The following is a 26,944-nucleotide window of genomic DNA, read 5'->3' as shown; positions in this document are numbered from 1 at the left end:
TATTTACCCCAAAAAGGGTCGTCCTGTGCGTGATCTGGCCCGTAAGCGGATGTTCTTAGTTCAGCACAAGAACCGCTCATATTTTGAGTCTACAATCGTTAATTGCGCGCTGCTGTGCCAGAAAAGTCAGTGCTATGGTTATATTGGACATATGACACCTCCTCAGCTATTTTTACACATCATAAGTGCATGCAGGATATGTGTCACAGCATATGTGCAACAGATTCCAGATACCTTGCAGCGGCGCAATTCCCCCCTGCTTATTTCCAGGCTCAAATCTCGCCGGAAATCCATTAAAATAGTCCATTATGCCTTAAAAAATCATCCCCCGGACGATAGCCATCCCACTAAATATGGTATAAAAAGTCTAAAATATCATCGATACGCTTGGTGTTAAGAATGAGTTTAAGGGTATAATCCAGCGCATACCGATCAAGAAGTTGGTGACCGGATATGCGCATTGCATATGCCTAAAACGAATTCGTCAATCATATAAAAAAAGAGAGGATGAATCATGATTCTTATTGGTGAAGACTTAAATGTTATGTCCGGAGATTTCGCGCGCGTCATAAAGGAGCAGGAGCCGGGGCCGGTCCAGGAATGTGTCGCTCAACAGACGAAGAACGGCATGGACTACCTGGACGTGAATGTGGGGCCCGTAAAAAAGGATCCGGAAGGGACCATGGAATGGATCATTAATACGGTCCAAGAGGTTACCGATTTACCCTTGTGTTTGGATACCACCAATCCGGTAGCCATGGAGGCCGGCCTTAAGTTTTGCCAAAAAAAGGCCCTCATCAATTCCGCATCCGGCGCCACCGAAAGCATGGAAACCATGTTGCCGCTGGCAGCCAAATATTCGGCCGATGTGGTACTCTCCGTTATAAACGATGCCGGATTGCCGGCCGATGCAGATGAACGCGCAGCCAGTATTATGGAGTCGGCGGCCGTTGCAAATGAATTGGGAATTCCCAATGAGGACATCTGGGTGGACGCTGTTTTGCTGCCGATAGGAGTGGATCAACGCCAGGTAACAGCATATCTTGAATTCATACAGATGCTGCCGGATTTGCTGCCGGGAGCCAAATCCACATGTGGATTGTCCAATTTATCCTATGGTGCCCCCAAGGAACTCAAAAGTCTGCTCAATCGTACTTTCCTGGTGATGATCGGCAGATATAACCAGCATTCCACCATTGTCAGTGGCTTCGACCAGGAGCTTATTCGTCTCATCCGGGGAGAGGTGCCGGAAATTGTTGAGCTCATTCATCGCGCCATGGATGAAGAAGATATGGATATCTCCGCACTTCCTCAAAAGGAGCTTGAGTACGTCAAAACGGCTCAAGTTCTCATGGGAAAGTCTCTGTATTCACATTCCTGGTTAGAAGTCTAGTAACCGTTCACGGGTTCAAAGGTTCAGAGTTCAGAGGTTTACCCGCCTTTGGCGGCGCCGTAGGCGACCAGGGTTCAACGAATAAAGACAACGTTAAATCCCACCAGTGGCGGGAAGCCTGTGAACGCATGAAAGAGACAACCCTAAACCTCACCTGCCGTCGGTCGGGCAGTGGTGATCTCTGATTCTGTGAACCCAACAGAAAGGTAACCCTGAACGTTGAACGATGAACCTGTGAACGCATACGAAGTCTAAAAGGAGACAGATAATATGAAATATGAGCCACCGCTGGAGAAAATCTCTGAAAACATCAGAGAAGCCGTTTTGGGACACGGGGAAAAGGCCCTCAAAATAGGGGGAGAAAACACGTTGCCTTTCCATTCTTTTGAAGGGACACTTCCGAATCCGCCGGGACTTGCTCTGGAAATTCTGGACACAGAACCGGAGAATTGGGCCCCGTCGGTTTTGGAACCATTTGAAGATGTCGTCTCCGACCCTGTCAACTGGGCCAGGAAATGTGTAGAGGTATTCGGGGCCGAGATGCTTTGCCTTCGGCTTGTGAGCACCGATCCCCTGGGCAAGGACGGATCACCGCAAGCGGCGGCCGAGATTACAAAAAAAGTGGCAGATGCCGTGGATGTCCCGCTGATTGTATGGGGGACGAATATGGATGAAAAGGACGCACAGGTGTTAACGGAAGTTGCCCGGGTATGCGCTGGAAAAAATTTACTTCTGAGCCCTGTGTCCAAGGGGAATTATGAAAAGATTGCCCAAGCTGCACTGGAACACGGTCACGCCATCGTGGCGCAGGCGTCTATGGATGCCAATCTAACCAAAGAATTGAATATCGTCCTTTGCAAGTTTTTCCCACCGGAAAAGATTGTTGTTGATCCTACCGCTTCAGCCCTGGGTTATGGACTCGAATATACATTTTCGATCATTGAAGAGATCAAGCAATTCGGCCTTGCCGATAAGGACAAAATGATGCAGATGCCCATCATTTGTGATTTCGGAGGAGATTGCTGGAGAACCAAAGAGGCCAAAGAGAATCGAGAACAAGGCATCCTCTGGGAGGCCACAACCGCGATCTCGTTCCTTTTGGCCGGAGCCAATCTCCTGATCTTCAGGCATCCGGAGGCACTCAAATTGATTAAAGAGATGGTCGTTTAACGGCACCATTCCCATTGGGGCCAAGCCCCGAACGTGATATTTTGCTCACTTCATGAAGAAATAGGAGGTTTGTTATGGCGCTCAAAGGAGCGGAAATAATGAAAATGTTGCCCAAAACCAACTGCAAAGAATGCGGTTATGCAACCTGCTTTGCGTTTGCCATGAAGTTGGTTGCCGGGGGCGCTAAACTCGAGGATTGCCCTTATCTCGATCCGGAAGTTAAGGCACAACTGGAGGCCGCAATGGCCCCTCCCATAAAGCTGGTGACCATCGGAACCGGCGAAAATGCGCTGTCCATTGGTGAAGAAGAAGTCATGTTCCGGCATGAGAAGACCTTCTTTCACGAACCCGGCATCGCCATCTTGATCTCAGATAAGGGAGTCGAATCGGAAATTGAAGAAAAGCTAAAGCGCATCAACGCCTTTGATTTTGAAAGAATCGGACAAAAGCTCTCGATCAATCTGCTGGCGCTTTGCTTTGAATCCGGCGATAAGGACAAATTCGAGGCCTTGGTCAAAAAGGCTTATGAAACCACGGAGTTTGCGCTGATCCTAATCTCAGAGGATACCGATGTCTTGTTTTCCGCCGCCGCCCTGTGTGCGGACAGAAAACCACTCGTGTACCCCATAACCAATGAGAATATGAGTGCCGCTGTCCCCAAACTCAAAGAATTTGGTGTTCCGGCAGGCGTCAGGGGGGCAAGCATCGAAGCGCTCGTATCCGTGACATCGGATTTGAAAGATGCCGGAATCGAAAACATGGTTTTGGATCCCGGCTCAAAAAATATGGTGGAAGGTATTCAAAACCAAACCCTCATCAGAAGGGCTGCTTTGAAAAAGGGTTTCAGACCCCTCGGATATCCGACCATTGCCTTTCCCTGCTTCATGTACCCGGATAAATTCAAGGAGACGGTGGCCGCCGCCGCACTCATGACCAAATATGCCGGCATCGTGGTGGTGTCTCAAGCGGATGAGCACTTTATTTTGCCGTTGCTGGTACACAGGTTTAATATCTACAGTGATCCCAGGAGACCGATGACCGTCGAAGAAAAGGTGTACGAGATCGGCAACCCTGATGAGAAATCTCCAATCCTGATCACCACCAATTATGCCCTGGATTATTTTATTGTGTCTGCGGCCATCGAGGAGACTAATATGCCGGCCTATTTATGCATCAAAGGCACCGAAGGGCTGGGAGTTATGGCGGCCTGGACCTCCGGTAAGTTCAACGGGGAGGCGATTGCTGAATTTTTTGAGAAATACGGCATGCCAGACAAAGTGAAACACAGAAAGCTTATCATTCCGGGTGTGGCCAAAAAGCTGGTGGCCGAGTTGGAGGAGGATCTTCCCGGTTGGGAAATTATTCTGGGTCCCCTGGAAGGAAGCGATATTCCCAAATTTTTATCTGAGGAGTGGACGGCATAATGGAAGAGCTGGCCGCAGTCGAAGAACAACAAATTAAAGCAAGACTTGCTGAAATACTGGCGCAATGTGAGCCGGACCGAAGCCAGCTCATCCCCATTCTCCAAAAGGTGCAGGAGAGCTTCGGATATCTTCCCAAGCTGGTCATGAGCGAAATCGGGTCTTATTTGGGAATGACCGATGTTCAGATATATGGTGTGGCTTCGTTCTATAATCATTTTCGGTACATCCCCCTTGGAAAACATCCCGTCCAGATGTGTATGGGAACGGCCTGTCACATGGTAGGCGGCGAGCTGGTTCTGGAAGCCCTGGAAAGAGAGCTGGAGGTTGAAGTGGGCGGAATAACCGCAGACAAACAGTTCAGTCTGGATAGAGTCGCCTGCATCGGCTGTTGCGGGTTGGCTCCGGTGATGGTGATTGCTGATAAGATTTTTCCAAAAATGACATCCACCAAAGTGGACGAAGTGCTGGTCAACCTTAAACTGGAAGAAGCGGAAGCTGCCAAGGAGGAAGGTGAAGATAAAAGACTATGATGACATTTGATGAAATCAAGCAGAACGCCGTCGCAGAATGGGAGTCCCTGGAACAGGACGGAATTCCGGTGATACGGATTGGTGCGGCAACCAGTGACAGGGCTGCCGGCGCCCTGGAGGTCATTGCGGAATTCGAGCAAGAGCTTGCCAGGTTAAAGGTTGAGGCCAAGATCGTGCCGACGGGTTCGGTGGGGTATTGCAATTACGAACCCCTCGTGATCATCAGCAAACCTGATTATCCCCGTATCTGTTATAACAACGTTACGCCGGATGTGGTTTTGCGTCTGGTTGAAGGATATCTTAAGGAGGATGACCCCTGCATGGAACTGGCGCTGGGGACCCTCGAGGGAGGCGATGATGATACCCCACCCCATATCCCCGAATTGCCCCGGTCTGAACATGAGTTCAGGCTGTTGCTTAGAAATTGCGGTTTCATCGATCCGGAGAACATCAACCATTACATTGCCCTGAGCGGTTACAGCGCCCTGACCAAGGCCCTGGAAATGAATCCAACGGAAATTGTCGAGGAGATCAAGCAATCAGGATTGCGGGGCAGGGGTGGGGCCGGGTTTCCCTTCGGCAGAAAACTGGAGGCTTGTCTGAAGTCTGTCGATACGCCCAAGTATGTCATCTGCAACGCAGATGAAGGCGACCCCGGCGCTTTCATGGACAGGATTGTCCTTGAGAGTGACCCCCATGCCGTTTTGGAGGGTATGATCATCTGTGCGTTTGTTCTAAAATCTTCGCAAGGGTACATTTATACCCGCATGGAGTATCCCCTTGCGGTGCAACGGCTCAAAACCGCAATTGAACAAGCCAAGCAATTTGGGTTGTTGGGCGACAATATTCTGGGAACAGGCTTCAACTTTGACATCGAAGTGTTTCAAGCTGCCGGGGCCTTTATTTGCGGGGAATCCAGCGCCCTGATGTACTCCATCGAGGGCAAAAGAGGCTTTCCGCGGGTCAGACCCCCCCAGTCCATCGTATCGGGGTTTCGACAAAAACCCACCCAGCTCAACAACGTCAAATCCTTCGCCTATATCCCCGTGATCATTGAACGGGGAAGTGAATTCTTTGCGAACATCGGCTCCGACGGCAGCAAGGGCACCGCCGTTTTTGCTCTGGCAGGCAAGGTGAAAAATGTCGGATTGGTGGAGGTGCCCATGGGCACGACCCTGCGGACGATTGTGGATGATATCGGCGGAGGTGTAGCCGACGGCAAAATATTTAAAGGGGTGCAGATCGGGGGGCCTTCGGGGGGATGTTTGCCGGAATCATTTCTGGATACCCCCATCGACTTTGATTCCCTTCTGGAAGCGGGCGCAATGATGGGATCCGGCGGTATGATTATTATGGACGACGATAACTGCATGGTTGACGCCGCCCGTTTTTTTCTTGACTTCACCGTGCAGGAATCGTGTGGCAAGTGTGTCCCGTGTCGCCTGGGAACGACCCAGATGCTGAGCATCCTTGAGGACATCGTCGGCGGCAAGGGCAAATCTGAGGATATCGAACAGTTAGGCGCTTTGGGTGAAGATATCATCGCCGGGTCATTGTGCGGCCTGGGCAAGTCGGCCCCAAACCCGGTGCTGACGACCATCCGATATTTTAAAGCGGAGTATGAAGCCCATATTCAGGACAAACGCTGCCCGGCACTGGTGTGTCGGGACCTGATTACCTATTACATCATTCCGGAAAAATGTTACCGAGGGTGCGAGCACTGTATCGTCGTTTGTCCTACCGAAGCCATTGTCGAGCACCCCCAGCGCTATAAGGTAGTTGATCAAGAAAAATGCGTCAAATGTGGGAATTGTTTAGAAGTCTGTCCCCCCGAGTATGACGCGGTGGTCAAAATTTCACCCATCAGTGAGGTGCCCCCCGGTGAGATACCATCCGGTGAGGCGCCGGCCGACAAGGATGAATAAGCATGCAGCAAGTTGAATTGACGATCGACGAAAAACCAGTCAAAGCCAAGGCCGGGGCCAAGATTTTAGAGGCCGCATCGGCGGCCGAGATTTACATCCCCAACCTTTGTTACATCCCCGAGGCCGAGCTCCCCTATGGGGGGTGCCGCCTGTGTTATGTTCATGTTGAAGGCAGGGGCTTGGTGACCGCCTGTACACTGCCGGTACAAAACGGCATGAAGGTGCATACCCAGACTCCGGAAGTCATACGGGTCCGGCGGACTGCCTATAAATTGCTCATCGCCTACCATAACCTTGATTGCCGGGCCTGCTGGAAGAACAAAAAATGTGATCTGCAAAAACTTGCGGCCAAAGTCAAAGTCAAGCTGAAGCGGCCTGAAGACTTCAGGGAATTGCCCACGGAGTTTCTGCCCCTGGATACAACCAATCCTTACATCACCTATGATCCCATTCAGTGCATTATTTGCGGTAAATGTGTCTGGGTGTGCAGTCAGTTGCATGGAGAGCCGCTTTTAGACTTTGCTTATCGGGGAAATAAAACCAGACTGACCCTATCTCAAGACGCCTCATTGGTAGAGGAAAAGTGTCCTTCCTGTGGACAATGTGCGGCCGTCTGCCCGACTGCTGCGTTGCGGCCCCAGGGCCCTTTAGCATGCGATGATCGTTCAGCTGAAGTCGGTTAAAATTACGCTAATTTTTAGCCGTCTATAGTTGAATTCATGACTTTTTACGAGATCATCAAACGTAAACCGTTTCTTAATTGAGGGTAGCTGATATGACGATCACAATCGTAATCATTTATTTGGCCGTGTGTATGATGTTCGGGTTTTACGGCCGGGCTCGGACCAAGACCTCGGAAGATTATTCGCTGGCGGGAAGAAAGATGCCGGGGTGGATGGCGTCATTGAGTATTGCCGCCACCTTAGTCGGCTCCGGGGTCACTGTAGGAGTTGCAGAACTGGGTTACTCCGTCGGAATTTCAGGGGTTTTGTATCCAACGATGCTGGGGCTCTGTTTGCTTCTCAGCATGTGGATCGCTGCGGCTCGTTTCCGAAAAACCGAGAAATATACCATTCCTGAAATGCTAGAGGACTACTATGGTCCTAGCGCCAGACTTATAGTGGCAATCATAACTATGATTATCTTTATCCCACCAACGGCGGCTCAATTTTTGGTGGCGGGAATGATTTTATCAGCCCTGACAGGCATCTCACAGGGTGTGACCATTACCATTGCAGCATTTGTCATCATTGCTTATGTTGTGATGGGTGGCATGTGGGCGATTGGTTTTACCGATGCCTTTCAGATGATCTTCATTTATCTGGGCCTGATCTTGATGGCGATCATTTCGGTTATTAAGTTCGGCGGTTATGGAGCCTTGCTGGCTCAGCTTCCGCCGGGTCACAGTTCCTGGTCTGCCATAGGACCCATTCGTTTCACCGCGTATTTAGGGGTGTTATTAATGTTTGGATTTATAAGCCAGCCGTGGCTCCAAAAGTCTGCATCTGTTGAAACCCCGGAAACAGCTAAATGGTCAGGAATAATCGCCGGCCTCCTTATCTTTCCCATCGGCTTTTTAGCCGTCTTCGCCGGTTTGATTGCCCGGATCACTCTTCCGGGAATCAATCCCGCAATGGCAGTCCCCAAACTAATGCTCACAGTGTTTCCCCCTGTGATTGGGGGCATATTCCTGGCAGCGGTGATCGCTGCCTGTATGTCATGCTCCGACTCTTGGATTCATTCTTCAGCGACCGTGTTTGTAAGGGATATCTATCAACGCCACATCAACCCTGGGGCATCTGACCAGAGGGTATTAGGTTGTTCAATGATTGCCTCTCTGTTGTATGGAGTTCTTGCTTTGGTGCTTGCATTGATGGCCCAGCAGGAAATTATAATGCTGGTCCTGCTTTTCATTGCCCCCGGGGCGCTTTTCATTGGACCCCTGTTGGTAGCGTGGTTCTCTCCGCGTAAGCTGAAAAAGGGAATCGGTTCTGCAATTATCCTGGTGGTGGCCATTTTGGGCATACTTCTAAGTCTCAAGAGACCTTTCTTGTGGGGTGTACACCCAGCCTTTTCCACGACGATTATCGCATACGCGCTTACCGGATTGGGTTTGTTGCTACCATGGTCCTCGTATCCATTTCAATCTCGAAGACAAATTGACGATTCTTAGTACCGATCTGAGTGTTAGATGTTGGTTAGTCGAGCGAGCCTTTTAGGTGAGCTCGCTCATAAACAATTTTTCCTTTTCCTGCTTGCATATGTCAGAAATCAAACCGAACCCACAGATAAATATTATCATTTTTGTCAAACTGCCCCAAAAAAGTCGTGTTGTTCCGACCTCCGAAAACATTGGCTCCCAGCGCGCAAGACATATTGTCGAGTATTTTATAAGCAATCTTTGGCCGGAATAGGTAATCTTTATCAACCGGGCTATAAAAGGTAAACAATGATAGCAACAGAGTTTGGTGCTGCATGAGTTGCTCCAACCGTAGTGAAACGATATCCCGATATTCTTCCTGAGCAGGGAAGCCCGTTAGAAGAGAGCTCCGGTAGGCGGAATAGTCCTCCATGATCTCGCCATAATACTGGAGACCTATGGTGAAATCCTCCCAGACCTGCCGCTGGTAGCCGACCAAAAAGCGGACCTGGGAATTCGGGATGATGGGATCGTTACCACCTTCATCTTGCCTCGAATGATAATAGCCGGTCTCAAAACTCAGAATACCATCCCAGGCGCTTCCCTGGGCACTCAGTCCGTAAACGGAAAGGTCGGGATAGAATGCCGTTACCTTAGTCGGTGCAGCAAAATTGTCGGGAAGCATACTCGGTGTTCTCCAAAAACCTCTGTATGCATGGGCCGAGACGTCAAAGTTTTTGATCCTCCGGTAGAGCCGCAAGGCCAGTTCGGTATTTTCAAAGGAGCTTTCAGGTTCCTGCTCGAAACGTGATGGAACATCAGCGAATGGATCAAAAAGGAAAAAACGGTCTGATGTCGGGAGATTATCCGGTTTAAAGCGCGGAATTACTAAAAACTCTGCATTGACCGCCTCAGAAGAATATCGTGTGCGAAAACCGTCCACTCCGATCTTGAGATACTCAAGGGGCCGTCCCGCGAAGAATGAGATCCAGTCTTTCGGGAAAGCGTCGTTGATAAAGAGCAGATCCCCTACGCCCCAGGTGACAATCTGTCGGCCCAAGCGGAAGTCGAAGTTTGCTGTCGTATAATCCAGATAAGCTTCACGCAGATCCACATCAAACTCCTCGGACACATGATCGAAAAGAAAATCCCCTTTGACTCGGGCCGAAGCCTCGATGGATTCCGTCCATCCGAAAATGTCCAAACGCAGTCTTTCTTCCGCCAGAAGAAAATCACGCCCCTCTTTCCCGCCCGGTTTTTGACCGGTTGTCCGTAATGAATAGATCCCCATAAGGAATCCGTGCATCTCGATGTTTTTTTCATCGTTCCCATTTTGGGCCCAGACCAAACATGGAAATTGTATTAAAACCAACAATATTAGCAACCACGAGTACTCTTTGGCCAACCTCATTGCCATAGATTTACCCAACTTAACGGATCCATGAACGCGGCGGTCGCCGCATATGACGTTCGCTGAAATCTTTGTCTTTCAGCCCCAGGTTGTATGAAACTGAACTGTAAACAACTTCCGTACGGTGTCCGGTCTTTAGGTTTTTCATCGTTCGGCGCGTTACCGTTGGAAATACATTTTCATCAAGCCCTTCACCGACTTTGATATTTTCAATCTTGTCGGCTGTGAATACCCGAAAAAGCTCGTTCTGAACGTCATAATATTCCTCCTTCAATGGAAGCAAAGTCTTTTTGTCGATCCAGGAGAGCCGTTTTGTGTACTCGCTGGGCTCTTGAGGGATGCTTTCAATCACATAAAAGTCCCGGCCTGCGAGTTTTTCCGAACGCAGTAGGCTGTGGGTGTCCGCGGCCACATCGCGGCCTGATATATCCTCATAGGTGAAATCCGATCCCACGAAACTGGAACGTTTGTCATCGGCCGCGATGCGCTTTATCAGGTCCACGGCGGGGACGAATATCCAGCGGTCATCTTCCTTGCCGGGGTATTTCCAGACCATGAAGGTCATCCTGCGCACATCCCCGGGCTTGTGGAAATAGATGAAATATTTCTGGTTTCCTCCTTCTGTTGCGTTACGCCGGAGCATGCTCATAACCCGCGTTCGCTGGCCGCCGCTTTTAGCAATGAGTTCCATAGTAACATTGGTTTTCATATCGTCGCCCTGGTAGTAGAAGGCCTGCTGAGACTTTTCGATGATCCGGACTGCGCTCAGCGGCATTTTCTGCTCTGCTGTTTCTTCGGAAAAGGCCTGGCCGACAATCAGGATCACCAATGCTATTACACCCAAGATGGCCTTCTTCATTACCAGTATCATGATTTACCTCCGTTCAAGATGCGCGGTCCGACGATACGCAGTGCCGCAGGGAGTATAAACAGGGTTGAAATGGTACTAAAGGCCATAAGGAGAGCAAAGAAAAGTCCCACCGTTACATACGGCGTCAGGGATGACGCGACCAGGGGTAGAAATCCCAAAGAGATTACAATGGCATTGCGGGCGATGGCACGGCCGGGTTCACCGAACATGTAGCGATTCGTTTCATCGATATTCCCGCTTTTTGCATAATGCACCTGGAATCTCTGGATGAAATGAATGGCGAAGTCGATCCCCAAACCAAGGGAAAGAGAAGAACAGACTGCGATCGGCATGTCGTAGTCCTTGCCCACCCATCCGATGAGTCCGTAAGAGAGAAGAATGGATACGGACAAAGGAACCATCGAGAGCAAACCCAGCGTGAGTGATCGAAACCCGATCATCATTAAGAAAAAGACCACCAGGAAGCTGCCCAGAATCGCCTTAAGCATCCCGAATACCATCAGATCCTGCCACACCTTGTTGATGTATGTGGGACCGGACCAGTGCAGGGTAATACCATCGGGCAGAGGGTTTGTCTTAATGAAATTTTCAAGATCAGACTCAACCGCGCTCATTTGCCGGTTGTCACCGCCTTTCATCTGAATCCAGATATTGGCCCGGCGCGCTTCTCTATCCACAAAGTTATCCAGATCGTTGGGATCTCCGGATGACTGGAATAAAAAGAGAAACTGCCCTACGGCTTCGCTGGAGTCCGGAACTTTATCAAAGGCCTTGTCGTTGTCATGCAGTACCAGATTGATCCGTTTAACGATATCCGCAACCGAGGAAGTCTTGCCTACCAGCTGACTTTTTTCCAGGCTCGTCTGTATTCGACCGATATAATCAACAACTTCCGGCCTTTTGATTGACCCTGGTTCCTTCCCTTCAGCCACTAAGTAGGCCATATAGGTCCCACCGAACAGACGGTTCATGACGCTATCGGCCACCCGTATCGGGTGCCCCTTTTGGAACCATTTTACCGGGTTGTCGTTGATCCGGATTTGCATGACACCGGTGATTCCGACAGCTACAAGTACGAGAGCAAAGATCAGAACCGTGCGGGCACGGGAAAAGGCGAACCGGCCAATGGGTTTCAAAACCCGGTCGAGGATAGAAGATCTGCCCTCCTCCTCGGAAAGGATCTTTTTCAACTTCTCCTCGCTCATAAGGCTGATTATCGCCGGCACCATGGTCATCGAAAAAAGCCAGGCAGCCATGATGCCAAACGCCACAAAAAGTCCGAACACACGCACCGGCGGGATGTCTGCCAGTGCCAGGGATGCGAAGCCAGCGGCCGACGTCAGTGAGGTAAAGAGCATCGGCCGGTAGAGCGGCTGCATTCCTTCCAGCAGAGCACGACGCTTGTCACCGAGTACCCTGTATCTGTCAAAGAATTCGCTCAGCACATGAACATCGTCCATGACCGCAATGGGCATGAGGAAGACCGGAATCATGGAACTCATGATGTGAACCGTGTTCCCCGTACCTATGAGTAACCCCATGGCCCAGATTACGGCGAACATGGCGTCCATACCTACCGGGAGGAGAAACGCTAGTTTACGGAAAAGCAGAAATACCAGGATCAAAATGACCATAAAGGCCAGGGGTGCAACCACTGCCATCTGGATGAACATCTCGTGGCCGAAGGTGTCTTCCGCAACCGGCAGCCCGGCCAGGTGGTAGGTCTGCTCAGGAAGGAGTTCGCGTTGGAGAATGGCCCGGATTAGCTTGGCGATGCGGTAGCTCATGTCCTTTTTCTGAATAGGGATATACAGGGCCACGGCCGTACCATCAACCGAGGCGATTTTCTCGTGAAGAAACGGGTTTTCTGCAATATCAACTCGGATCTGATCAACGGCCTTGGAGCTGAGGGAAATTTCACGCATCACCGGATGGATATCGAGGAACCCTCCGGACGACTTGATGTTGTCGGTGGTGGTGAGGCTCACCACATCCTCGATAATAACCCCTTTAATTTTGAGGATTTGCGATGTAACTCTTGCCACCCGCTCTAACGATTCCGGACGAAAGATGCCCTCCTTATCAACGATGCCAACCACGATCAGGTCGTGGATACCGAAGTCCTTCTTGACGCGGTTATAGAAGACGCGGTCGGGTTGATCAGGTTTCAGCATGTTTTCCGGGTCCGTATCAATACTGATCCGGGGGAACTGAAGGCCGAAAAGCACCGTCACTATCAAGACTATCCCGATTACCGTCTTGGGGCGGTCCAGGGAGAATTTTGTCATCCGCTCAAGCATGTAAGACCTCCTTTTATCATGAGTACAGACCTCGTCATTCATCAGATAAAAATTACCGTAGACCTTTATATACTGCGGGATTGCACAAAAATTGGACATCCGGTCGGTCTGGGTTTGGAGGTTCAGGGTTCAGCGTTCAGGCCTCCGGCTCGTAGAAGCACGATCCTACGCCTCGGAGAGGTTAATCGCTTCGCACTTTTTCCCTATACCATTGATTCCATAGGGGTAATTAAATGAGGGAATCAACCTCTGAACCTTTGAACATTGAACCTTTGAACCCAACTCTTTGATTAGAAATGGAGCATTTTGTCCAAAATTTTCCCAGTAATCTGTCATTATTTACGAGGTCTGGAGTTGTGACATGACGATCAAATTTTCATAAGCTGAAATCTTTTCTTTAAATACCATCGGTTCAGCCAATTTTGCCAGCTATCATGGTATTCATCAATATGTTTGTTGTATGCAGCGCCGAAGATTAAATCAAGAATGTGCAGAGATGAACCATAGGATGAAAATCTCTCTCGGCAGTGACCACAGTAGGTAACTACCTGGCTTTTTGCCTGGGCTATCCGGGCTTTGGTGTGTCTGTCAGATAGGGCTGTGTTGCCCAGTGGCGAGCACCCACCTGCTCCACAGCATTGCGTCGCTTCATTTTTAAATTTCATCTCGCTGATCTTGAAATTCATCTGAGAGGCCAAATGTCTCACTGCATTTCGAATTTCGGGTCTGTATCTGGCCGGGCAAGAGTCGTGGATTGTAATCTCCTGCTCTTTTCCCGAAATGGATTCAGGCAGACCCATTTCCGCCATAATTTCGTAAATCGTTCGTAACTTGACACCACTGTTCTCTCGGTACATTTTATGGCAGTTAATACATGCAACCACCACCTCTTCTATTCCAAGTCGAGAAAACTCTTGGAGGGTTCCTTCGAATATTTTTTGAAACCGGCCTTTATCTCCAAGGTCCCGGCTTGGTTTACCGCAACAATTGAGAATAATCCCAATTTCTGGAATCTTCTGTTGTAGATATTGATAAGATTTTAGCACTAACCTAGGCGAATAAGCGGGCAGTGAACACCCCGGGAAAAAGGCGCTCTTGGGGGCTGACTTATTCTCCTTGCTTATCTTACTCAGGGTAAAGAATGGCGATGTACTGATGATTTGATGATTCCTTAAGCTCTTTAATCGCGGAATAATGTGGTTATAAACAAAATCGTTAGGAAGGGGCTCCCGCTGCCGGGTTTGGAAAAGCTTCTCCCTGGTCTCAAGGCACATGTCTCCCGGATACAGATCCAGGGGGCAGACACGTTGACATAGTCCACATAGAGAGCATGAGTAAAGTATATCGATGTTTTCAAGCGGGTTTCGCTTGAAGCGCTTAGCCAGCTCCTTAGGAGTATCACAGTAATGGCGCAAAAAAGTGCAGGTGCGCACACAGGCGCCGCAATCGTCGCATGACTCTATAATTTTTTCCGTCGCACTCATTTATAAAACCTTAAGATAGGAGTAATTATGACAATGGTCAGCGCCAGCCCGAAGCAGAGCTGGCAGGTTCTTTTACGTGTGGTACGGAGTGCCCAGAATCGATTCAACAACTCATCGGGTGGCTGTTCTGTGGGAGAGAAGGTGGCAAAGGTCTTTTGTATCTCAGGATCCAGAATCCAGACACCATGTACGAGAAGGGCAAGCCCACTAAAGGCCAGAATTGTTTTGGCTGAGAAGATGGCCAGGACAAGATTGCTGACTTCCCTCCATGCTCCATGAAACCCATAGTGGATGAGAGGAAAGGCAAAACCCGTCACAATCAAAGTAACGTTAAAAGCGAAACAGAGTCTCGGCTGGAGGCTAAGCACCTTTTCGATTACCCTGTCAAAAGGGTAGATGATGGGGTACCCCAATTTTCCCCGCAGTTTGACCCATCGCAGTTGGTAAAATGGTGCCGCTACACACAAAATTGCGGCCAGTATATGGATTGCCAGATTTATTGTGTATAACAGGTTTTCCATTTTTATCCGCTTTAACTCCCTTTAAGAAGTTTGTGCAAAAAACCGCTATTTAACCGATAGTTCTATCCCCAGATGTCTGCCGATGACCATCTCCAGCTTATCTTCCGGAATATCGGCTCCTTCGACCACGATTTCCTCTCCAACCATAATCGCCGGAGCCGCCGGCAAATCAAGTTCAAAATACTCATCGGTCATAAATTCCGCTTTGGGTTTAGAGAGTGTTTCAATTTCAATGTCGTACTTTTCGCCCAGCCTGGGCATCATATCTATGAAATGCTTTCACGGCTTTCCTCTGGGTTCGTTAAGAAAAAATCTGACTTTCAGCATACTTACCTCCAATATGGTTTATTAATAGTTGTCGATTGTCTCCTAAATCGCCACTGATCACTAACATTTGGGATCACGGAACACATTGTTATAGCCGAGCTTTCCAGCCATTCGGGCCGCCAAGTCCCTGAGGACTCATGCCGGACCGGCTCCATTATCCTGTTTCCAATTGGTTCGACCATATTCTGGCGTTAAGGTCGTGAGGGGTGCTATTTGGCCCTTTCTTCCACTGTGATAGGAAACCCCATGGCCCGCAAGTCCTGGATGCCCTCCTCAAGACGTACTGCGTGGAAACCCTTATCACGAAGCATCTCAACGGCCTGAACGGAAAGAACGCAGTAAGGACCCCGGCAGTAGGCGACGATTTCCTGATCGGGAGGCAGATCGGACAAACGCAGCTCTAGTTCTTTGAGGGGGATGGACAGGGCGCCGGGAATGTGTCCGGCATTGTATTCCTCGACCGGCCGAACGTCTAAGACGGTCACCGCTCCTTCCCGAACGCGCCCAAGGAGCGCTTCGCGATCCACAGGCTCCATACCCTCTCTGCCCTCCAGGAACCGGCGTTTGATCTGCTCAACCTCCGCCAATCTGCTTTCAGCGAGCATGCGCATGGTGCGGAATAATTCGCAGACGGTCTGATCGGCCAGACGGTAGATTACAAACAACCCCTGCTTGTCTGCCTCCACTAGACGAGCTGCCCGGAGAACTTGCAGATGTTGGGAGGCATTGGCTAGGGTAAGGCTTGATTCTTTAGCGAGGACCTCGACCGTTCGCTCCGCCTGGCAAAGGAGGTCCAAGAGTTCCAATCGCTTAGGACTGGAGACCGCTTTTCCGATGCGCGCAAACTGCTCATAGATGGCATCCTTAAAAATTCGATTTGGGTTTTTCATTTCAACACCTCAAGTAATCAATATATTAGTTGATTAATTGAATACTAAATTAGACCTATCCCTTTGTCAAGACAAAAACAGCCAACGTTAATAAAATAAATAATCGGAAAAAATGATTTTTCAGGCATGTTTTTTGCTAATATTAAGAGGATATTCTTCAAATACTTTCATTTTTTATTGAAAAATGCCTGCAATACCATTAGAGTTTAAAGTCATGATAAGTTATATAAAAATTTAGACTAGAATTATGGCAAAGGATTTAATCACACCACAGATATTAGAAAAACAAAACAAGAAACTCTCCATTCTTTACGAGATCGCCCTTACGGTGGGTAAATCACTCGACTTAAAGGCGATTCTTGAGGATGTCCTCGAACTGATAATTGACTTTATGGGGGTAGACTCGGGTGTCATTTACATAATTAATGATGAAACACTTGAGCTGGTTCCCATATCTTTTAAAAACCTCTCAGATGAAGCAGTAAGGGATCTCACTGAGAATAAAGTCAAGGTTGGTGAATGCATGTGTGGTAACATCGCACAATTCGATAAAGAGGTCATTATCCTCGAGAAGGCATCTAACGACCCAAGGTTCACCAGGGATGAAATCAAAAAAGAGGGGATGGAGTTTTATGCAGGCCTGCCGTTGAAAGCAAAGAGAAAGGTGGTGGGGGTTCTGTGTGCTATTACCCATGTCCCTTATGTACCAGACATGGAACTTCTGGATATACTTCGGACTGCAACAGTGCCCATTGGTCTCGCCATAGAAAATGCCCTCCTGTTTGAAAATACCAGAAAAGAAACGGAAGAGCAAAATAAGTACAGTAACTTTCAGGGAATCATCACAAGTAGTTCGAAGATGATGGATGTTCTCAATATCGTCAGAAAAGTAACAGATGTCCCATCAAGCATACTGATATACGGGGAAAGCGGCACTGGCAAAGAACTGATTGCAAAGGCCATACATTTTAACAGCATGAAAAAAGATAAGCCCTTTATTGTCGTTCACTGTGCTGCAATACCTGAGAACCTCTTAGAGTCAGAACTCTTCGGATATGTGAAGGGAGCTTTTACCGGCGCCTATACGGATAAGAAGGGCCTTTTTGAGGCAGCCGATAGCGGCACTATTTTTCTGGATGAAGTGGACGGGATGAGCAAAAATCTCCAGGTCAAGCTTTTAAGGGTTCTCCAGGGCAGCACATTTTTCAAGGTCGGGAGTACCCGGCCTGTCGCTGTAGATATACGGATCATTGCTGCAACCAATGAGGATCTTGAAGCTTCCATAAAATCAAAAAAATTCAGGGAAGACCTTTATTACAGGTTAAATGTAATAAGGATATCACTGCCCCCATTAAGAGAGAGGGTAGGTGACATACCACTGCTCGCCAGATACTTCATGGATAAATTCAGCAAAAAGGTGGGCAAAAACATAAGAAGGATTTCAGAAGATGTCATGGATGTACTTGTTAACTATGCCTGGCCAGGTAATATCAGGGAGCTTGAAAATACCATGGAGGCGGCTGTGGTAATTGCTGAGACTGACGAGGTCCGTAAGGAAGATATTCCGTTGGAGATAGTTACACGGTTCGATGCTTCAAAAAGAGACCTGACACTTAAGAATTTGGAAAAAGAGCATATTTTGAAGGTTTTGAATCTTACTGGTGGGAATAAAAAGAGAGCATCAAGGATGCTCGGGTTAGATCCCGCTACCCTATGGAGAAAATTGAAAAGTTACCAGATTCCGGCATAATTGCATTTTGCAATAACACAATATCTTTTAGAATACCAGATGCCTACCTAGTTTTTTCTTTCAATAACGGAATAGTCTCCAGAAATATATTGCATTTTGCAATCTTAAGGGTCGATTTTCTTCTCAACATCGGCTTCTATCAAACCCATGATTGTTCGAAAAGGCCATATGTTTGGCGTGAAAAGTACTTGTTTTCATAGAATAATTTATAAATCCACTCAAATAAATCTCATTTTTATGGACTCTTAAATGGTTCTGGAATAAATATTGCATTAAGTATTTTAAAATTAAAAATTAAAGAAAAGGAGGTACCGGTATGACAGTAATTAACGGACTTAATATGGAGAGCCTTATGAAGGTGGTGGAGGGCGTGAAAGAGAATTGGGAGGCGGGAAAATCAGTATGGACGGCATCCACAAATTGGAAGGGCGGGTTCAAGGTTGAGACCTGCTCGAGGGAATTTAAATTAAACGTAGACGAACCGGAAATGTTGTGTGGAACAAATACCGCCTGTAATCCGGTAGAAATGATTCTTCAGGCATACGGGGCATGTCTGACAATAGGGTATGCCATGAACGCCGCCGTCAGGGGAATAAATATTGAGGATATCCAGATTGATCTTGAAGGCGAAATAGATCTGCCGGGATTTCTTGGACTGGAGGCCCCGGAAGAAATGAACATGGACAAGCTTCCAGGGTATAAAACCCTCAAAGCCAAGGTAAAGATTAAGAGTGACGCAGACGCCCAGACACTTAATGAGCTCCATAATCATGTAATTGGTACATCACCTGTAGGTGTAACGCTTTCAAGACCCATCGAGATTGAAACCACGCTTGATTTATAAACGCAGGTAATCTTGAGCCGGTCGATCTTGAAAATGTCGAAAAGGATTTAGAAGACCTTCTCCTCGGCCTCTGTGCACCTGGTTTTGAAAATATTGCGAGGGCTCCTTCAACCTTGAGGTTCGCATCATTAGCAGCAGCCAATTTCAGAACAAATTTTGCTCAGAAGGGTGTGGATATTATGGTTAAGGGCCTTATAGAAAAAAATAAGGTCCTCAGTATGGTGTTCCGCAGATGGCCCAGGGGCTGGGGGAGTCGTTTTTCCTGTTGCACTATCCGCCATAGATGTTTATCTGTTATTCCTTGGTCAGCAGTGCCTCGAATGTCTTTAACATCAAATCCCTTTATTTGCCTACAGGAAAACCTTCCACTTCGGCATTGTTGTACAGGTTACCTTTATCAACAGTCTAAATTTCACAGGCTAACCACCGGGTGAACTTCAAGACATTCGTTGCTTGCGTAATGCCTTTTGCGTGCCTATGGAACACGATGTCCATTGGGGCTGTTTTCAGTTTACGGCTTCATTTGAATAAAGGTTGCGGCCTGGAAACAGGTCAACAGAATTTCATTAAAAAATATTAATAGGAGAATGTATGTCAACTAAATCGTTAACCCCGCGAGACAGGGTTTTGAAGTTTTTGAACGGTGAAGATGTGGGGCGTCCGCCGATTTTTAGCGGCATGGGAAATGTTATTGTACCGATGCTCGATAAATATGGAATTGTTTTCTCCAGGGTTCACCGAGACCCGGAGCTGATGGCAAAGGCCGCAGCGGGCATGTACCGTGAATTCGGTTTTGAGTGTGCGGTTGTACCCTTCGATCTGGGGGTAGAGGCAGAAGCGCTCGGGGCAACGATGAACTATTATGACGATGTGGAAGGCCTTCTTTATCCGACCATGCAAAAAAAGCCTGTGAAAGATGCTGATGACCTCCAAATTCCGTCTGATCTGGAACATGCCGGGAGAATACCGGTCGTGACGCAAGCAATTAAAGCGCTGCGCCAGGACCTGGGCGATGAGGTCGCCATCGGGACGTATGTCATTGGGCCCTTTACCCTGGCGGGCCAGGTGAAAGAACTCGATGATCTGTTGGAAGAGTCGCTTCTGGAACCTGAAAAGACGAATCAGCTGCTGGAGAAACTTTCAGATGCCATCATTAAAGTTTTCCATATTTACAAAGATGCCGGGGCGGACTATTTCACCCTGCGGGAAATGGGCGCTACCTCCGATGTTTTAAGCCCCAAGAGTTTCAAAAGCCTCATAAAGCCTCACCAGGAAAGAATTATATCCGCAATGCCCCGTCCTGCTATTTTGCATATCTGCGGGGATACCAATGCCATCATCGAAGACATGGCCGACTGCGGAGCCGATGCCATTAGCGTTGACCAAAAAAATCGCCTTAAGGACACCCGAGAAAAACTGGGGCCCGATGTCATTGTTCTGGGCAATTTTGATCCGGTGAAGGTCCTTCATCAGGGCAAGCCCGAAGATGTGGGACCGGCGATGAAGGCCTCGCTGAATGAGGGCGCCGATGCGGTATGGCCCGGCTGTGATATATGGCCCGAGGTGCCCAGAGAAAATATGGAAGCACTGATGAGTGCCCTAAAATAAACCAGCAGAAGTGACGTGAAGCTTGTTCAAATAGCCGGATATCTGGGTTCCGGAAAGACCACCCTAATCCTGGCCCTCAGCAAAAAACTTGCGGAAGAGGGTCAAAAAGTGGCCATACTGGTCAACGATGTCGGCGAGGTGCCGATAGACGGAAAGGTGATGCAGGAGTACGGTCTTGAAGTAAAAGATATCGGCGGGGGCTGTATTTGCTGCCAGGTGGCGGGCACTATGCGCAAGACATTGGGGCTGCTGGCCAAAAATTATGAGCCGGATATCACCATCATCGAGCCTACGGGGATAGCGGTTCCCAATGCCATCAAAGAAGCGGTTGGGCCTGAAGCGGCAAAATTCCAGATCACTTTTGGCCCCACCATCGTGTTGTTTGACACCACTCGGGCGGAGAAGTTCTTGACTTACGACCCCCTGATACGGCTGGTTTCCACCCAATTGAAGGACGCGGACATCATCGCCCTGAACAAGGTCGATGCTGCGCCTGAAGATAAGATTGAATACTCCAAAGAATTTGTTCAGGGTATCAATCCGGATGCAAAAATCATGAAGCTCTCGAGCCGCACGGGACAGGGCTTCGAAATAATTGTTAAGGCCGTGCGGGATTTTACGGCGTGAAACCCAAGGACGCAAATGATCTTTTAGCACCCATCAGTCCGCTGCATGAAGGTATAAACAGCTATGGACTGGGTTGTTCGGTGACCAGCAAAAAGGCTGTTACTGCCGAGGCATTGCGCAAATTCGCTGCCGAGCTGATGATAACCGTCATTCAGTTCTGTGTGGAATCCGGTGCCAAAGACATCGGGCACATCAAGGCCTTTATTGACCATGATACGGGGTTTTTGCATGCCAACACCGTTGGTGACCCTGCCGATGTAACGGTAGAAGGACGGGACGGACAGCCCCTGTACTCCTTTAACTTGGTTATAAACTCGGTGCTTTATGGATTGGGCAAGGAGGCTGTCAAAGACATAACAGAGAGATCTTTAAAAAGCGTACTGGCAAAATTCGGAATGAAGAAAAAGCCTTATCCAAAACAACAACCGGAAATGACATGAGGAAAAATGGCTAAACCTTTGAGAAAAACTGCAGTTGAAGAAAACATGCAGGAGTACTTGATAAAAGAGGAACCTTACTATCTGCCGGTAAAGGACGAGGTTGAATTGTTTAAGATTGCCTATGAAAACCATTTGCCTCTTTTACTTAAAGGCCCCACCGGATGCGGGAAGACCAGATTTCTTTCCCATATGGCCTATAAAATCGGCGCGCCCCTGATCACCATTGCCTGCCATGAAGACCTGACCACGAGCGATCTGGTCGGCCGTTACCTGCTTGACGGCGGCTCCACCCGCTGGCAGGACGGTCCGCTGACCCTGGCGGTTAAATACGGCGGCATATGCTATCTCGACGAAGTGGTTGAAGCGCGTAAAGATACCACGGTAGTGATCCACCCTCTTACCGATGACCGCCGGATCCTGCCTATGGAAAAACGCGGCCGGATCATGGAAGCCAGCGACGATTTTATGCTGACCATTTCTTATAACCCCGGTTACCAGACCGTACTTAAGGATCTGAAGCAAAGCACCAAGCAGCGGTTTATCACCATTACATTTGATTTTCCTTGCGCCGGCCTGGAAGAAGAAATCATCGTACATGAAAGCGGGGTTGATAAAAAGAATGCCGCAGATCTGAGGAAAATAGCGGAAAAGTTCCGGGAAATGAAAAATAGAGGCCTGGACGAAGAAGTGTCCACCCGCCTGTTAATTTACGCGGGCGTATTGATTCGAAACGGGGTTGAGCAGCGGCGGGCCTGTTCAGCTGCTATGATAGATCCCGTCACAGACGACCCGCAGATCAAAAAGACGCTCGAGGAAATCGCCTCGTCAATAGTGTAAGGTGGCCCATGATTCCAGTGACAAAAAAACTGGAAGAAAAGCTCGGAAACGCCGACTTGTTGGCACAAAGCTTAGAAGAATTGAGCCCTCTGCTCGATGAAAAAGGGCTGGAGGCCTATTTTTCCGTGGTCGAACTGTTCGGTTCTTTTGACCCATCATTTTCAACCCGGCTGCTGCGTTCAGGCGGTGCCACCTTATCGGCCATCCAGGATAAGCCCACCCGACTCGACGCTCTTAACGTGTTTCTCTCAATGGGAAAGGCCAAGTGGAGTGTTGCCCGGGCTGCTCTAAAGACAATATCCCAAATATCGGAAATGGAACCCGGATTTATCGTTCAATGGCTGAGACACGGTCACGATATCGGCCATACGGCCCTGGATGCCGGCATCCTTTATTTTGAATCCAGCCCCGCGGTTCTTGAACAGTTAGGCACCGATAACTTTAATCTCTGGGCTTCTCTGGGCATGGAGATTGCCGGGTTGTCGCGCAAGGCGGCCAAGGAATATTTTAATTCCAGCCCGGAAGTCATCAAAAAAATCGATCCCTGCGACCTTGAGCAGTGGGCGCGCCTTGGCATCCATCTGATCAAAAAAAGCCCCAGCATCAAAGCGGGATATGGAGCCCACAGCCTTCTGGCCGTAGGAGCCGATGCCGGTAAGGCTAAAAGAATGGACTTGGCCACCCAGTACTTTAAGTCGGCCCCTCAGATTCTCGCTCGTCTTACAATTAACGATTTAGAACAGTGGGTTGAGAAGGGGCTAAAAGTTACCGACGATAAAAAAGAAAAGGGCAACGCGTTTTTTTCTCTCCAGACCGGAAAGAGCATCAGAGCGATAGATGGACTGGTCAAAGGGCTTGAGCTTCAAGACATTCATACGGTTCTGCGTTCTTATGCAGAGGCGCTAACCGGCCGAAGGGTGCTCTTAAGGTCGGCTTCCCTGTTTTACAAAAACCTTCCCGGGCTGGGCAGGTTCTTCGCGGTCTCCGACGGGATAAGAATCTTTCTGCCTTCAAATATTGCGATTTTTGTAGACCAAGAACTCAACTTCAAAACCTATAAACTGGCATTAGCCCACGAGCTGGCCCACACTCAGTTTGGAACATTTACCGCAAAGCTCAGCGAACTCAAGAAATTTTCTGAATTTAGCAATCCTATCCTGGCCCTTAAAATTTTTGAATTCCTGGAAGATGAACGCGTGGATTATCTGATGGGATCCGAGTATCCCGGCCTTGAAAAAGACCGGCGTGCTATTTTGAACACTTATCTTCAGCAACAAAAAAGCAGCCCGGATAAAATGTCCGTTTTTGAGTCCTTAAGTTTTGGTGTCATTCAAAACAACGATAATTCATTGTTTGGCAGCCATGATGATCATCTGACGCGATCACTGCGCAAGGCGTTGCCGCTTTTAAAAACTGTCGGATACACAACTTCAGATGTCCTCGATTTAACAGTAAAAATCTGTAGCGATCTTGAAAAAAGCAATGACGGTGCGGCCGGTGAGAGCCTTGAAACTCGCGACCGGCTTTTTTACCGCGGCGTACTCGATTTTGCGCTGGTAGAGAATACGCGGTCTGATATGTCAAGGCTGATACTGGACATGGTCGAGCGGCTGGCTGACAAAAAGATAGACACAACCCCTGACCAGGTTGAAGAGGCCATCAACCGAATTGAAGATACGGAAGCGCTGGAATCCAATATGGTGTTGTGGCAACTCGATGATCCCGAAGTGATGGAAGACCTCTTCGAGCGGATTCAACAAGTCCTGGACGACATGGAGAGTGAAAAATACCTCCGGCGGGTGGTTTACTACAGCGAGTGGGATAATAAGCTGGACGATTACAAGCACGAGTGGTGCCGGGTTAGAGAAATGGATATGCCTAAAACCAGTCCGTCGCTCTTCTACGATCGGGTCATTGAGGAGCATTACGGGATGGTGAGCCTTTTGCGCAGATATTTCGGCCTCCTCAGGCCCGACCGCATACAGCGCTTTTTCCGTGAAGAACGGGGTGACGACATTGATTTTGATGCCCTGATTGAGTCGGTGGTGGATCGACATGCGGGTATTACCCCTTCGGATCGGGTGTATATCCGGCGTGAAAAAAACCTGCGGGACGTGTCGGTCGCCTTTTTGGTGGACATGAGTTACTCCACCGGGGCCGAGCTTCCCTCAGGGAAACGCATCATCGATATCGAAAAGGAAGGGCTGGTCCTGATGGCGGAGTCCCTTGAAAGCCTGGGCGACCAGTGGGCCGTTTACGCATTTTCAACCAACCGGCGGGACATGGTGGACTTTTACATCGTGCGCGATTTCGACAAGCCCTTTACCGAAGAGGTAAAGATGCGCTTTGAAAGCATGCGCCCAATGAAACATACCCGACTGGGGGCCGTCATCAGACATGCCACCTCCCTGCTGGAAAGGCGGCCTTCTCGCATTCGGCTTCTGGTTCTGCTCTCGGACGGAAGGCCTTACGATGTTGACTACGGAGATGCCGTCTATGCCGTCGAGGATACCCGCAGGGCCTTATGGGAGGGCCGGCGCAAAGGAATCAGCTTTTTCTGTATCACGGTTGATAAAAAAAGCAGGGATTATCTGCCCTATATGTATGGCGAATCAAATTATATTCTGATTGATAATCTGGACGCATTACCGACCATGCTGCCGTTAATTTATAAGCGCCTGACAACTTGAAAAAAGGGGGTGAGAAGATGGAAGTCTGTCACAAATGCAGGAACCCGGCGGATTTTATATGTCCGCATTGTGCAACCAAATCCTGCCGGTCTCACATGGAACTCAGATATATAGGGCCTTACAGAGGGCTCAAATCTCGCTATATGTGCCCAAAATGCTGGAAGACGAAACAGGTCATGTTGAACCAGAATATGATTAATGCCCGCAGGTACAAACCAAAAAAGTACGTGTTTTATAAAGTACCCATTATAGGAAAATGAATAAATCGGAGCAGAAGAAAAAAATCAGGGAGTTGGAAAAATTCGCCCTCGAAAAGGGCGCCTTTAAAGTGAAGGCTTTTTCGGCACAATTGGTTGCTGTGGATGAACGGGTCAGGGCCAAATGCCAGATACCGCTCTGCCCGCATTACGGTCACTGCCTGACCTGTCCACCCAATGTTCTGCCGGTGGAAGAATTTGCCAAAGTGCTAAAGCGGTATCACACGGCTCTCCTGGTGCAGATGCAAAGTTCAATTAATGGAGATCCGGATAAACACGATAAAGAAGCGGTACTGCAATATGTGGCAGCGCCCGGAAATCCAAAAAAGAAAGGGGGTGATAAGACCGAGTTGTACCAGGACTTGGATAACATGAAAATTGCCGCCATCAGATTGCATAAGTTGGTGAATGAAGTTGAATCGATGGCCATGTCACTCGAATTCCCATATGCCTTAGGGCTTAGCGGAGGTGAGTGCCTGCTCTGCCCCGAGTGTGTAGGGATTAATTCTGAAGAAGCTTGCCGGCGTCCTTATCAGGCCCGGCCGTCAATGGAAGGGGTTGGAATCGATGTTCTCAAAACCAGCATCAATGCGGGACTTCCTTTTGAGATGCCGCCCAAAAAAGAAATCATCTGGAGCGGATTGGTCCTGGTTGATTAAGGGACACAAGGATGTCGGTTTCCGGACTCCGGAAATCTGGTGTACAATCATCAATCAAACAAAAAAGGAGAAAGAAAAATGGCACCAAAAGATGAAATGAGCAGCCTTGAACGGGTGGCAGCCGCAGGAACGTTTAAGGAACATGACAGAGTGGCTGTGGCGCCGCTGGTGTGCGGCGCCTCGCACCGATTTTCAGGGATTACGTACGCTGACTGGTCCAGGTGCGACAACACCGAGGCGATGGTCCAGGGACATGTGGACTCAATTGAATTCTTAGGCCTTGACGGGGTCGTCGCCCTGGTGGATCTAACGGTTGAGGCCGGCGATTTCGGTTGTGAGGTGGTTTACCCTGAAATGGATACGGCCCACCCCAACTATGATGACCCGTTCATCAAAGGCCCTGAAGACTACCAGAAGATAAAAAAAATCGATCCCAGAAAGTCCGGGCGCATGAAAGGCATCATCGACATGATGGCCGGTTTGTCCAAGGAGGTGGGTCAAACTCATGCACTCTTTGGGTTTGTCTACGGTTCTTTGGGAACATTGAGCATGATGCGCGGGCCCGAGGCCTTCTTCATGGATCTGATAGAGCACCCCAATGAAGTAAAAGAGGCGCTTGCGATTATGGATGAGGTGCTGCTTGATTATGCGCTGGCCCAGGCTGAGGCCGGCGCCCACGGGGTTTGCTATGACAACCTCTACGCCTCCCAGAGCATCCTGAGCAAGGATCTGTGGAGAGAGTTTGAAGGCGAAGGCATGTTAAAATGCTGTCAAGCGATTCAAGATGCAGGGGCGCTTGTGGTTCACCACAACTGCGGCAACGGGATCTATTTTGACGAGTTGCAG

Annotated in this window: 23 protein-coding genes; 16 read left to right on the top strand and 7 right to left on the bottom strand. The window is 48.8% G+C overall.

Annotation, left to right across the window (positions count from 1 at the left end; translation table 11 throughout):
• The first annotated feature begins 514 nt into the window (after positions 1-514).
• The 7 genes from V3S16_RS17345 to V3S16_RS17315 all read left to right on the top strand — a co-directional run bounded on the left by V3S16_RS17345 (position 515) and on the right by V3S16_RS17315 (position 8,615).
• The gene (locus tag V3S16_RS17345) at positions 515-1,393 is read left to right on the top strand and encodes a dihydropteroate synthase (protein ID WP_413887241.1); all 879 of its coding nucleotides are present in this window, start codon (positions 515-517) and stop codon (positions 1,391-1,393) included.
• A 270-nt stretch (positions 1,394-1,663) separates the two neighbouring features.
• On the top strand, positions 1,664-2,563 hold the full coding sequence (locus V3S16_RS17340; RefSeq protein WP_413887239.1) for an acetyl-CoA decarbonylase/synthase complex subunit delta: 900 nt from the start codon (positions 1,664-1,666) through the stop codon (positions 2,561-2,563).
• A 74-nt stretch (positions 2,564-2,637) separates the two neighbouring features.
• Positions 2,638-3,987: an acetyl-CoA decarbonylase/synthase complex subunit gamma gene (gene acsC, locus V3S16_RS17335; RefSeq protein WP_413887237.1), complete on the top strand. Its 1,350-nt coding sequence runs from the start codon at positions 2,638-2,640 to the stop codon at positions 3,985-3,987.
• Positions 3,987-4,517, top strand: coding sequence for an NADH-quinone oxidoreductase subunit NuoE (nuoE, locus tag V3S16_RS17330; protein WP_413887235.1), 531 nt, complete (start codon positions 3,987-3,989; stop codon positions 4,515-4,517). The genes acsC and nuoE overlap by 1 nt, the downstream gene beginning before the upstream one ends.
• Positions 4,514-6,442, top strand: coding sequence for an NADH-ubiquinone oxidoreductase-F iron-sulfur binding region domain-containing protein (locus tag V3S16_RS17325; protein WP_413887233.1), 1,929 nt, complete (start codon positions 4,514-4,516; stop codon positions 6,440-6,442). The genes nuoE and V3S16_RS17325 overlap by 4 nt, the downstream gene beginning before the upstream one ends.
• A 2-nt stretch (positions 6,443-6,444) precedes the next feature.
• Positions 6,445-7,125, top strand: a complete 681-nt coding sequence (locus V3S16_RS17320) for a 2Fe-2S iron-sulfur cluster-binding protein (protein ID WP_413887231.1) — start codon at positions 6,445-6,447, stop codon at positions 7,123-7,125.
• Between the two features lie 92 nt (positions 7,126-7,217).
• Positions 7,218-8,615: a sodium:solute symporter family protein gene (locus V3S16_RS17315; RefSeq protein WP_413887229.1), complete on the top strand. Its 1,398-nt coding sequence runs from the start codon at positions 7,218-7,220 to the stop codon at positions 8,613-8,615.
• 91 nt (positions 8,616-8,706) lie between these two features.
• On the opposite strand, the gene V3S16_RS17310 is transcribed toward V3S16_RS17315, so the two are convergent.
• From V3S16_RS17310 to V3S16_RS17280, 7 genes are all read right to left on the bottom strand, one after another.
• On the bottom strand, positions 8,707-9,873 hold the full coding sequence (locus V3S16_RS17310) for a hypothetical protein (RefSeq protein ID WP_413887227.1): 1,167 nt from the start codon (positions 9,871-9,873) through the stop codon (positions 8,707-8,709).
• A gap of 139 nt (positions 9,874-10,012) precedes the next feature.
• Positions 10,013-10,864, bottom strand: coding sequence for an outer membrane lipoprotein-sorting protein (locus tag V3S16_RS17305; RefSeq protein WP_413887225.1), 852 nt, complete (start codon positions 10,862-10,864; stop codon positions 10,013-10,015).
• The gene (locus V3S16_RS17300; protein ID WP_413887223.1) at positions 10,861-13,164 is read right to left on the bottom strand and encodes an efflux RND transporter permease subunit; all 2,304 of its coding nucleotides are present in this window, start codon (positions 13,162-13,164) and stop codon (positions 10,861-10,863) included. The genes V3S16_RS17305 and V3S16_RS17300 overlap by 4 nt, the downstream gene beginning before the upstream one ends.
• 368 nt (positions 13,165-13,532) lie before the next feature.
• On the bottom strand, positions 13,533-14,648 hold the full coding sequence (locus V3S16_RS17295) for a (Fe-S)-binding protein (protein ID WP_413887221.1): 1,116 nt from the start codon (positions 14,646-14,648) through the stop codon (positions 13,533-13,535).
• Positions 14,645-15,169 carry a hypothetical protein gene (locus tag V3S16_RS17290; RefSeq protein ID WP_413887219.1) on the bottom strand — a complete coding sequence of 175 codons (525 nt, stop codon included), beginning with the start codon at positions 15,167-15,169 and terminating at the stop codon, positions 14,645-14,647. The genes V3S16_RS17295 and V3S16_RS17290 overlap by 4 nt, the downstream gene beginning before the upstream one ends.
• Positions 15,170-15,214: 45 nt before the next feature.
• Positions 15,215-15,496, bottom strand: a complete 282-nt coding sequence (gene tsoC, locus V3S16_RS17285) for an NEPxGxxU motif selenoprotein TsoC (protein ID WP_332369874.1) — start codon at positions 15,494-15,496, stop codon at positions 15,215-15,217.
• A 209-nt stretch (positions 15,497-15,705) separates the two neighbouring features.
• A complete protein-coding gene (locus tag V3S16_RS17280; RefSeq protein WP_413887217.1) occupies positions 15,706-16,386 on the bottom strand; it encodes an ArsR/SmtB family transcription factor in 681 nt (226 codons plus the stop codon).
• Between the two features lie 247 nt (positions 16,387-16,633).
• On the opposite strand from V3S16_RS17280, the gene V3S16_RS17275 reads away from it, so the two are divergent.
• The 9 genes from V3S16_RS17275 to V3S16_RS17235 form a co-directional block, all read left to right on the top strand.
• Positions 16,634-18,136 (top strand): sigma-54 interaction domain-containing protein, encoded by a 1,503-nt coding sequence (locus V3S16_RS17275; RefSeq protein WP_413887215.1) that lies wholly within the window; start codon positions 16,634-16,636, stop codon positions 18,134-18,136.
• Positions 18,137-18,452: 316 nt separating this feature from the next.
• Positions 18,453-18,980, top strand: coding sequence for an OsmC family protein (locus V3S16_RS17270; protein WP_413887213.1), 528 nt, complete (start codon positions 18,453-18,455; stop codon positions 18,978-18,980).
• 591 nt (positions 18,981-19,571) lie between these two features.
• Positions 19,572-20,588, top strand: coding sequence for an MtaA/CmuA family methyltransferase (locus V3S16_RS17265; RefSeq protein WP_413887211.1), 1,017 nt, complete (start codon positions 19,572-19,574; stop codon positions 20,586-20,588).
• Positions 20,589-20,603: 15 nt separating this feature from the next.
• Positions 20,604-21,215 carry a GTP-binding protein gene (locus tag V3S16_RS17260; RefSeq protein ID WP_413887209.1) on the top strand — a complete coding sequence of 204 codons (612 nt, stop codon included), beginning with the start codon at positions 20,604-20,606 and terminating at the stop codon, positions 21,213-21,215.
• Positions 21,212-21,655: a hypothetical protein gene (locus V3S16_RS17255; protein ID WP_413887207.1), complete on the top strand. Its 444-nt coding sequence runs from the start codon at positions 21,212-21,214 to the stop codon at positions 21,653-21,655. The genes V3S16_RS17260 and V3S16_RS17255 overlap by 4 nt, the downstream gene beginning before the upstream one ends.
• Positions 21,656-21,661: 6 nt before the next feature.
• Complete coding sequence (locus tag V3S16_RS17250; protein WP_413887206.1) at positions 21,662-22,492, top strand: CbbQ/NirQ/NorQ/GpvN family protein; 831 nt, start codon at positions 21,662-21,664, stop codon at positions 22,490-22,492.
• 8 nt (positions 22,493-22,500) lie between these two features.
• Positions 22,501-25,182 carry a nitric oxide reductase activation protein NorD gene (locus V3S16_RS17245; protein WP_413887204.1) on the top strand — a complete coding sequence of 894 codons (2,682 nt, stop codon included), beginning with the start codon at positions 22,501-22,503 and terminating at the stop codon, positions 25,180-25,182.
• A gap of 256 nt (positions 25,183-25,438) precedes the next feature.
• Positions 25,439-26,098 (top strand): DUF2284 domain-containing protein, encoded by a 660-nt coding sequence (locus V3S16_RS17240; protein ID WP_413887202.1) that lies wholly within the window; start codon positions 25,439-25,441, stop codon positions 26,096-26,098.
• A 78-nt stretch (positions 26,099-26,176) separates the two neighbouring features.
• Positions 26,177-26,944: uroporphyrinogen decarboxylase family protein (locus V3S16_RS17235; RefSeq protein WP_413887200.1), on the top strand; the 768-nt coding region annotated here is incomplete at its 3' end.

It is taken from the genome of Candidatus Desulfatibia sp. (genome assembly GCF_036446775.1).
In the GTDB taxonomy this organism is placed as follows: Bacteria; Desulfobacterota; Desulfobacteria; order Desulfobacterales; family UBA11574; genus Desulfatibia_A.
Note: the sequence above shows the minus strand (reverse complement) of the source record. Positions and strands in the feature narration are given on the sequence as shown.

Excerpts from the sequence above, each read along its gene's own strand:
- V3S16_RS17345 (WP_413887241.1), top strand. The coding sequence starts at position 515 with ATGATTCTTATTGGTGAAGACTTAAATGTTATGTCCGGAGATTTCGCG.
- V3S16_RS17340 (WP_413887239.1), top strand. The coding sequence starts at position 1,664 with ATGAAATATGAGCCACCGCTGGAGAAAATCTCTGAAAACATCAGAGAA.
- acsC (WP_413887237.1), top strand. The coding sequence starts at position 2,638 with ATGGCGCTCAAAGGAGCGGAAATAATGAAAATGTTGCCCAAAACCAAC.
- nuoE (WP_413887235.1), top strand. The coding sequence starts at position 3,987 with ATGGAAGAGCTGGCCGCAGTCGAAGAACAACAAATTAAAGCAAGACTT.
- V3S16_RS17325 (WP_413887233.1), top strand. The coding sequence starts at position 4,514 with ATGATGACATTTGATGAAATCAAGCAGAACGCCGTCGCAGAATGGGAG.
- V3S16_RS17320 (WP_413887231.1), top strand. The coding sequence starts at position 6,445 with ATGCAGCAAGTTGAATTGACGATCGACGAAAAACCAGTCAAAGCCAAG.
- V3S16_RS17315 (WP_413887229.1), top strand. The coding sequence starts at position 7,218 with ATGACGATCACAATCGTAATCATTTATTTGGCCGTGTGTATGATGTTC.
- V3S16_RS17310 (WP_413887227.1), bottom strand. The coding sequence starts at position 9,873 with ATGGGGATCTATTCATTACGGACAACCGGTCAAAAACCGGGCGGGAAA.
- V3S16_RS17305 (WP_413887225.1), bottom strand. The coding sequence starts at position 10,864 with ATGATACTGGTAATGAAGAAGGCCATCTTGGGTGTAATAGCATTGGTG.
- V3S16_RS17300 (WP_413887223.1), bottom strand. The coding sequence starts at position 13,164 with ATGCTTGAGCGGATGACAAAATTCTCCCTGGACCGCCCCAAGACGGTA.
- V3S16_RS17295 (WP_413887221.1), bottom strand. The coding sequence starts at position 14,648 with ATGAGTGCGACGGAAAAAATTATAGAGTCATGCGACGATTGCGGCGCC.
- V3S16_RS17290 (WP_413887219.1), bottom strand. The coding sequence starts at position 15,169 with ATGGAAAACCTGTTATACACAATAAATCTGGCAATCCATATACTGGCC.
- V3S16_RS17280 (WP_413887217.1), bottom strand. The coding sequence starts at position 16,386 with ATGAAAAACCCAAATCGAATTTTTAAGGATGCCATCTATGAGCAGTTT.
- V3S16_RS17275 (WP_413887215.1), top strand. The coding sequence starts at position 16,634 with ATGGCAAAGGATTTAATCACACCACAGATATTAGAAAAACAAAACAAG.
- V3S16_RS17270 (WP_413887213.1), top strand. The coding sequence starts at position 18,453 with ATGACAGTAATTAACGGACTTAATATGGAGAGCCTTATGAAGGTGGTG.
- V3S16_RS17265 (WP_413887211.1), top strand. The coding sequence starts at position 19,572 with ATGTCAACTAAATCGTTAACCCCGCGAGACAGGGTTTTGAAGTTTTTG.
- V3S16_RS17250 (WP_413887206.1), top strand. The coding sequence starts at position 21,662 with ATGGCTAAACCTTTGAGAAAAACTGCAGTTGAAGAAAACATGCAGGAG.
- V3S16_RS17245 (WP_413887204.1), top strand. The coding sequence starts at position 22,501 with ATGATTCCAGTGACAAAAAAACTGGAAGAAAAGCTCGGAAACGCCGAC.
- V3S16_RS17240 (WP_413887202.1), top strand. The coding sequence starts at position 25,439 with ATGAATAAATCGGAGCAGAAGAAAAAAATCAGGGAGTTGGAAAAATTC.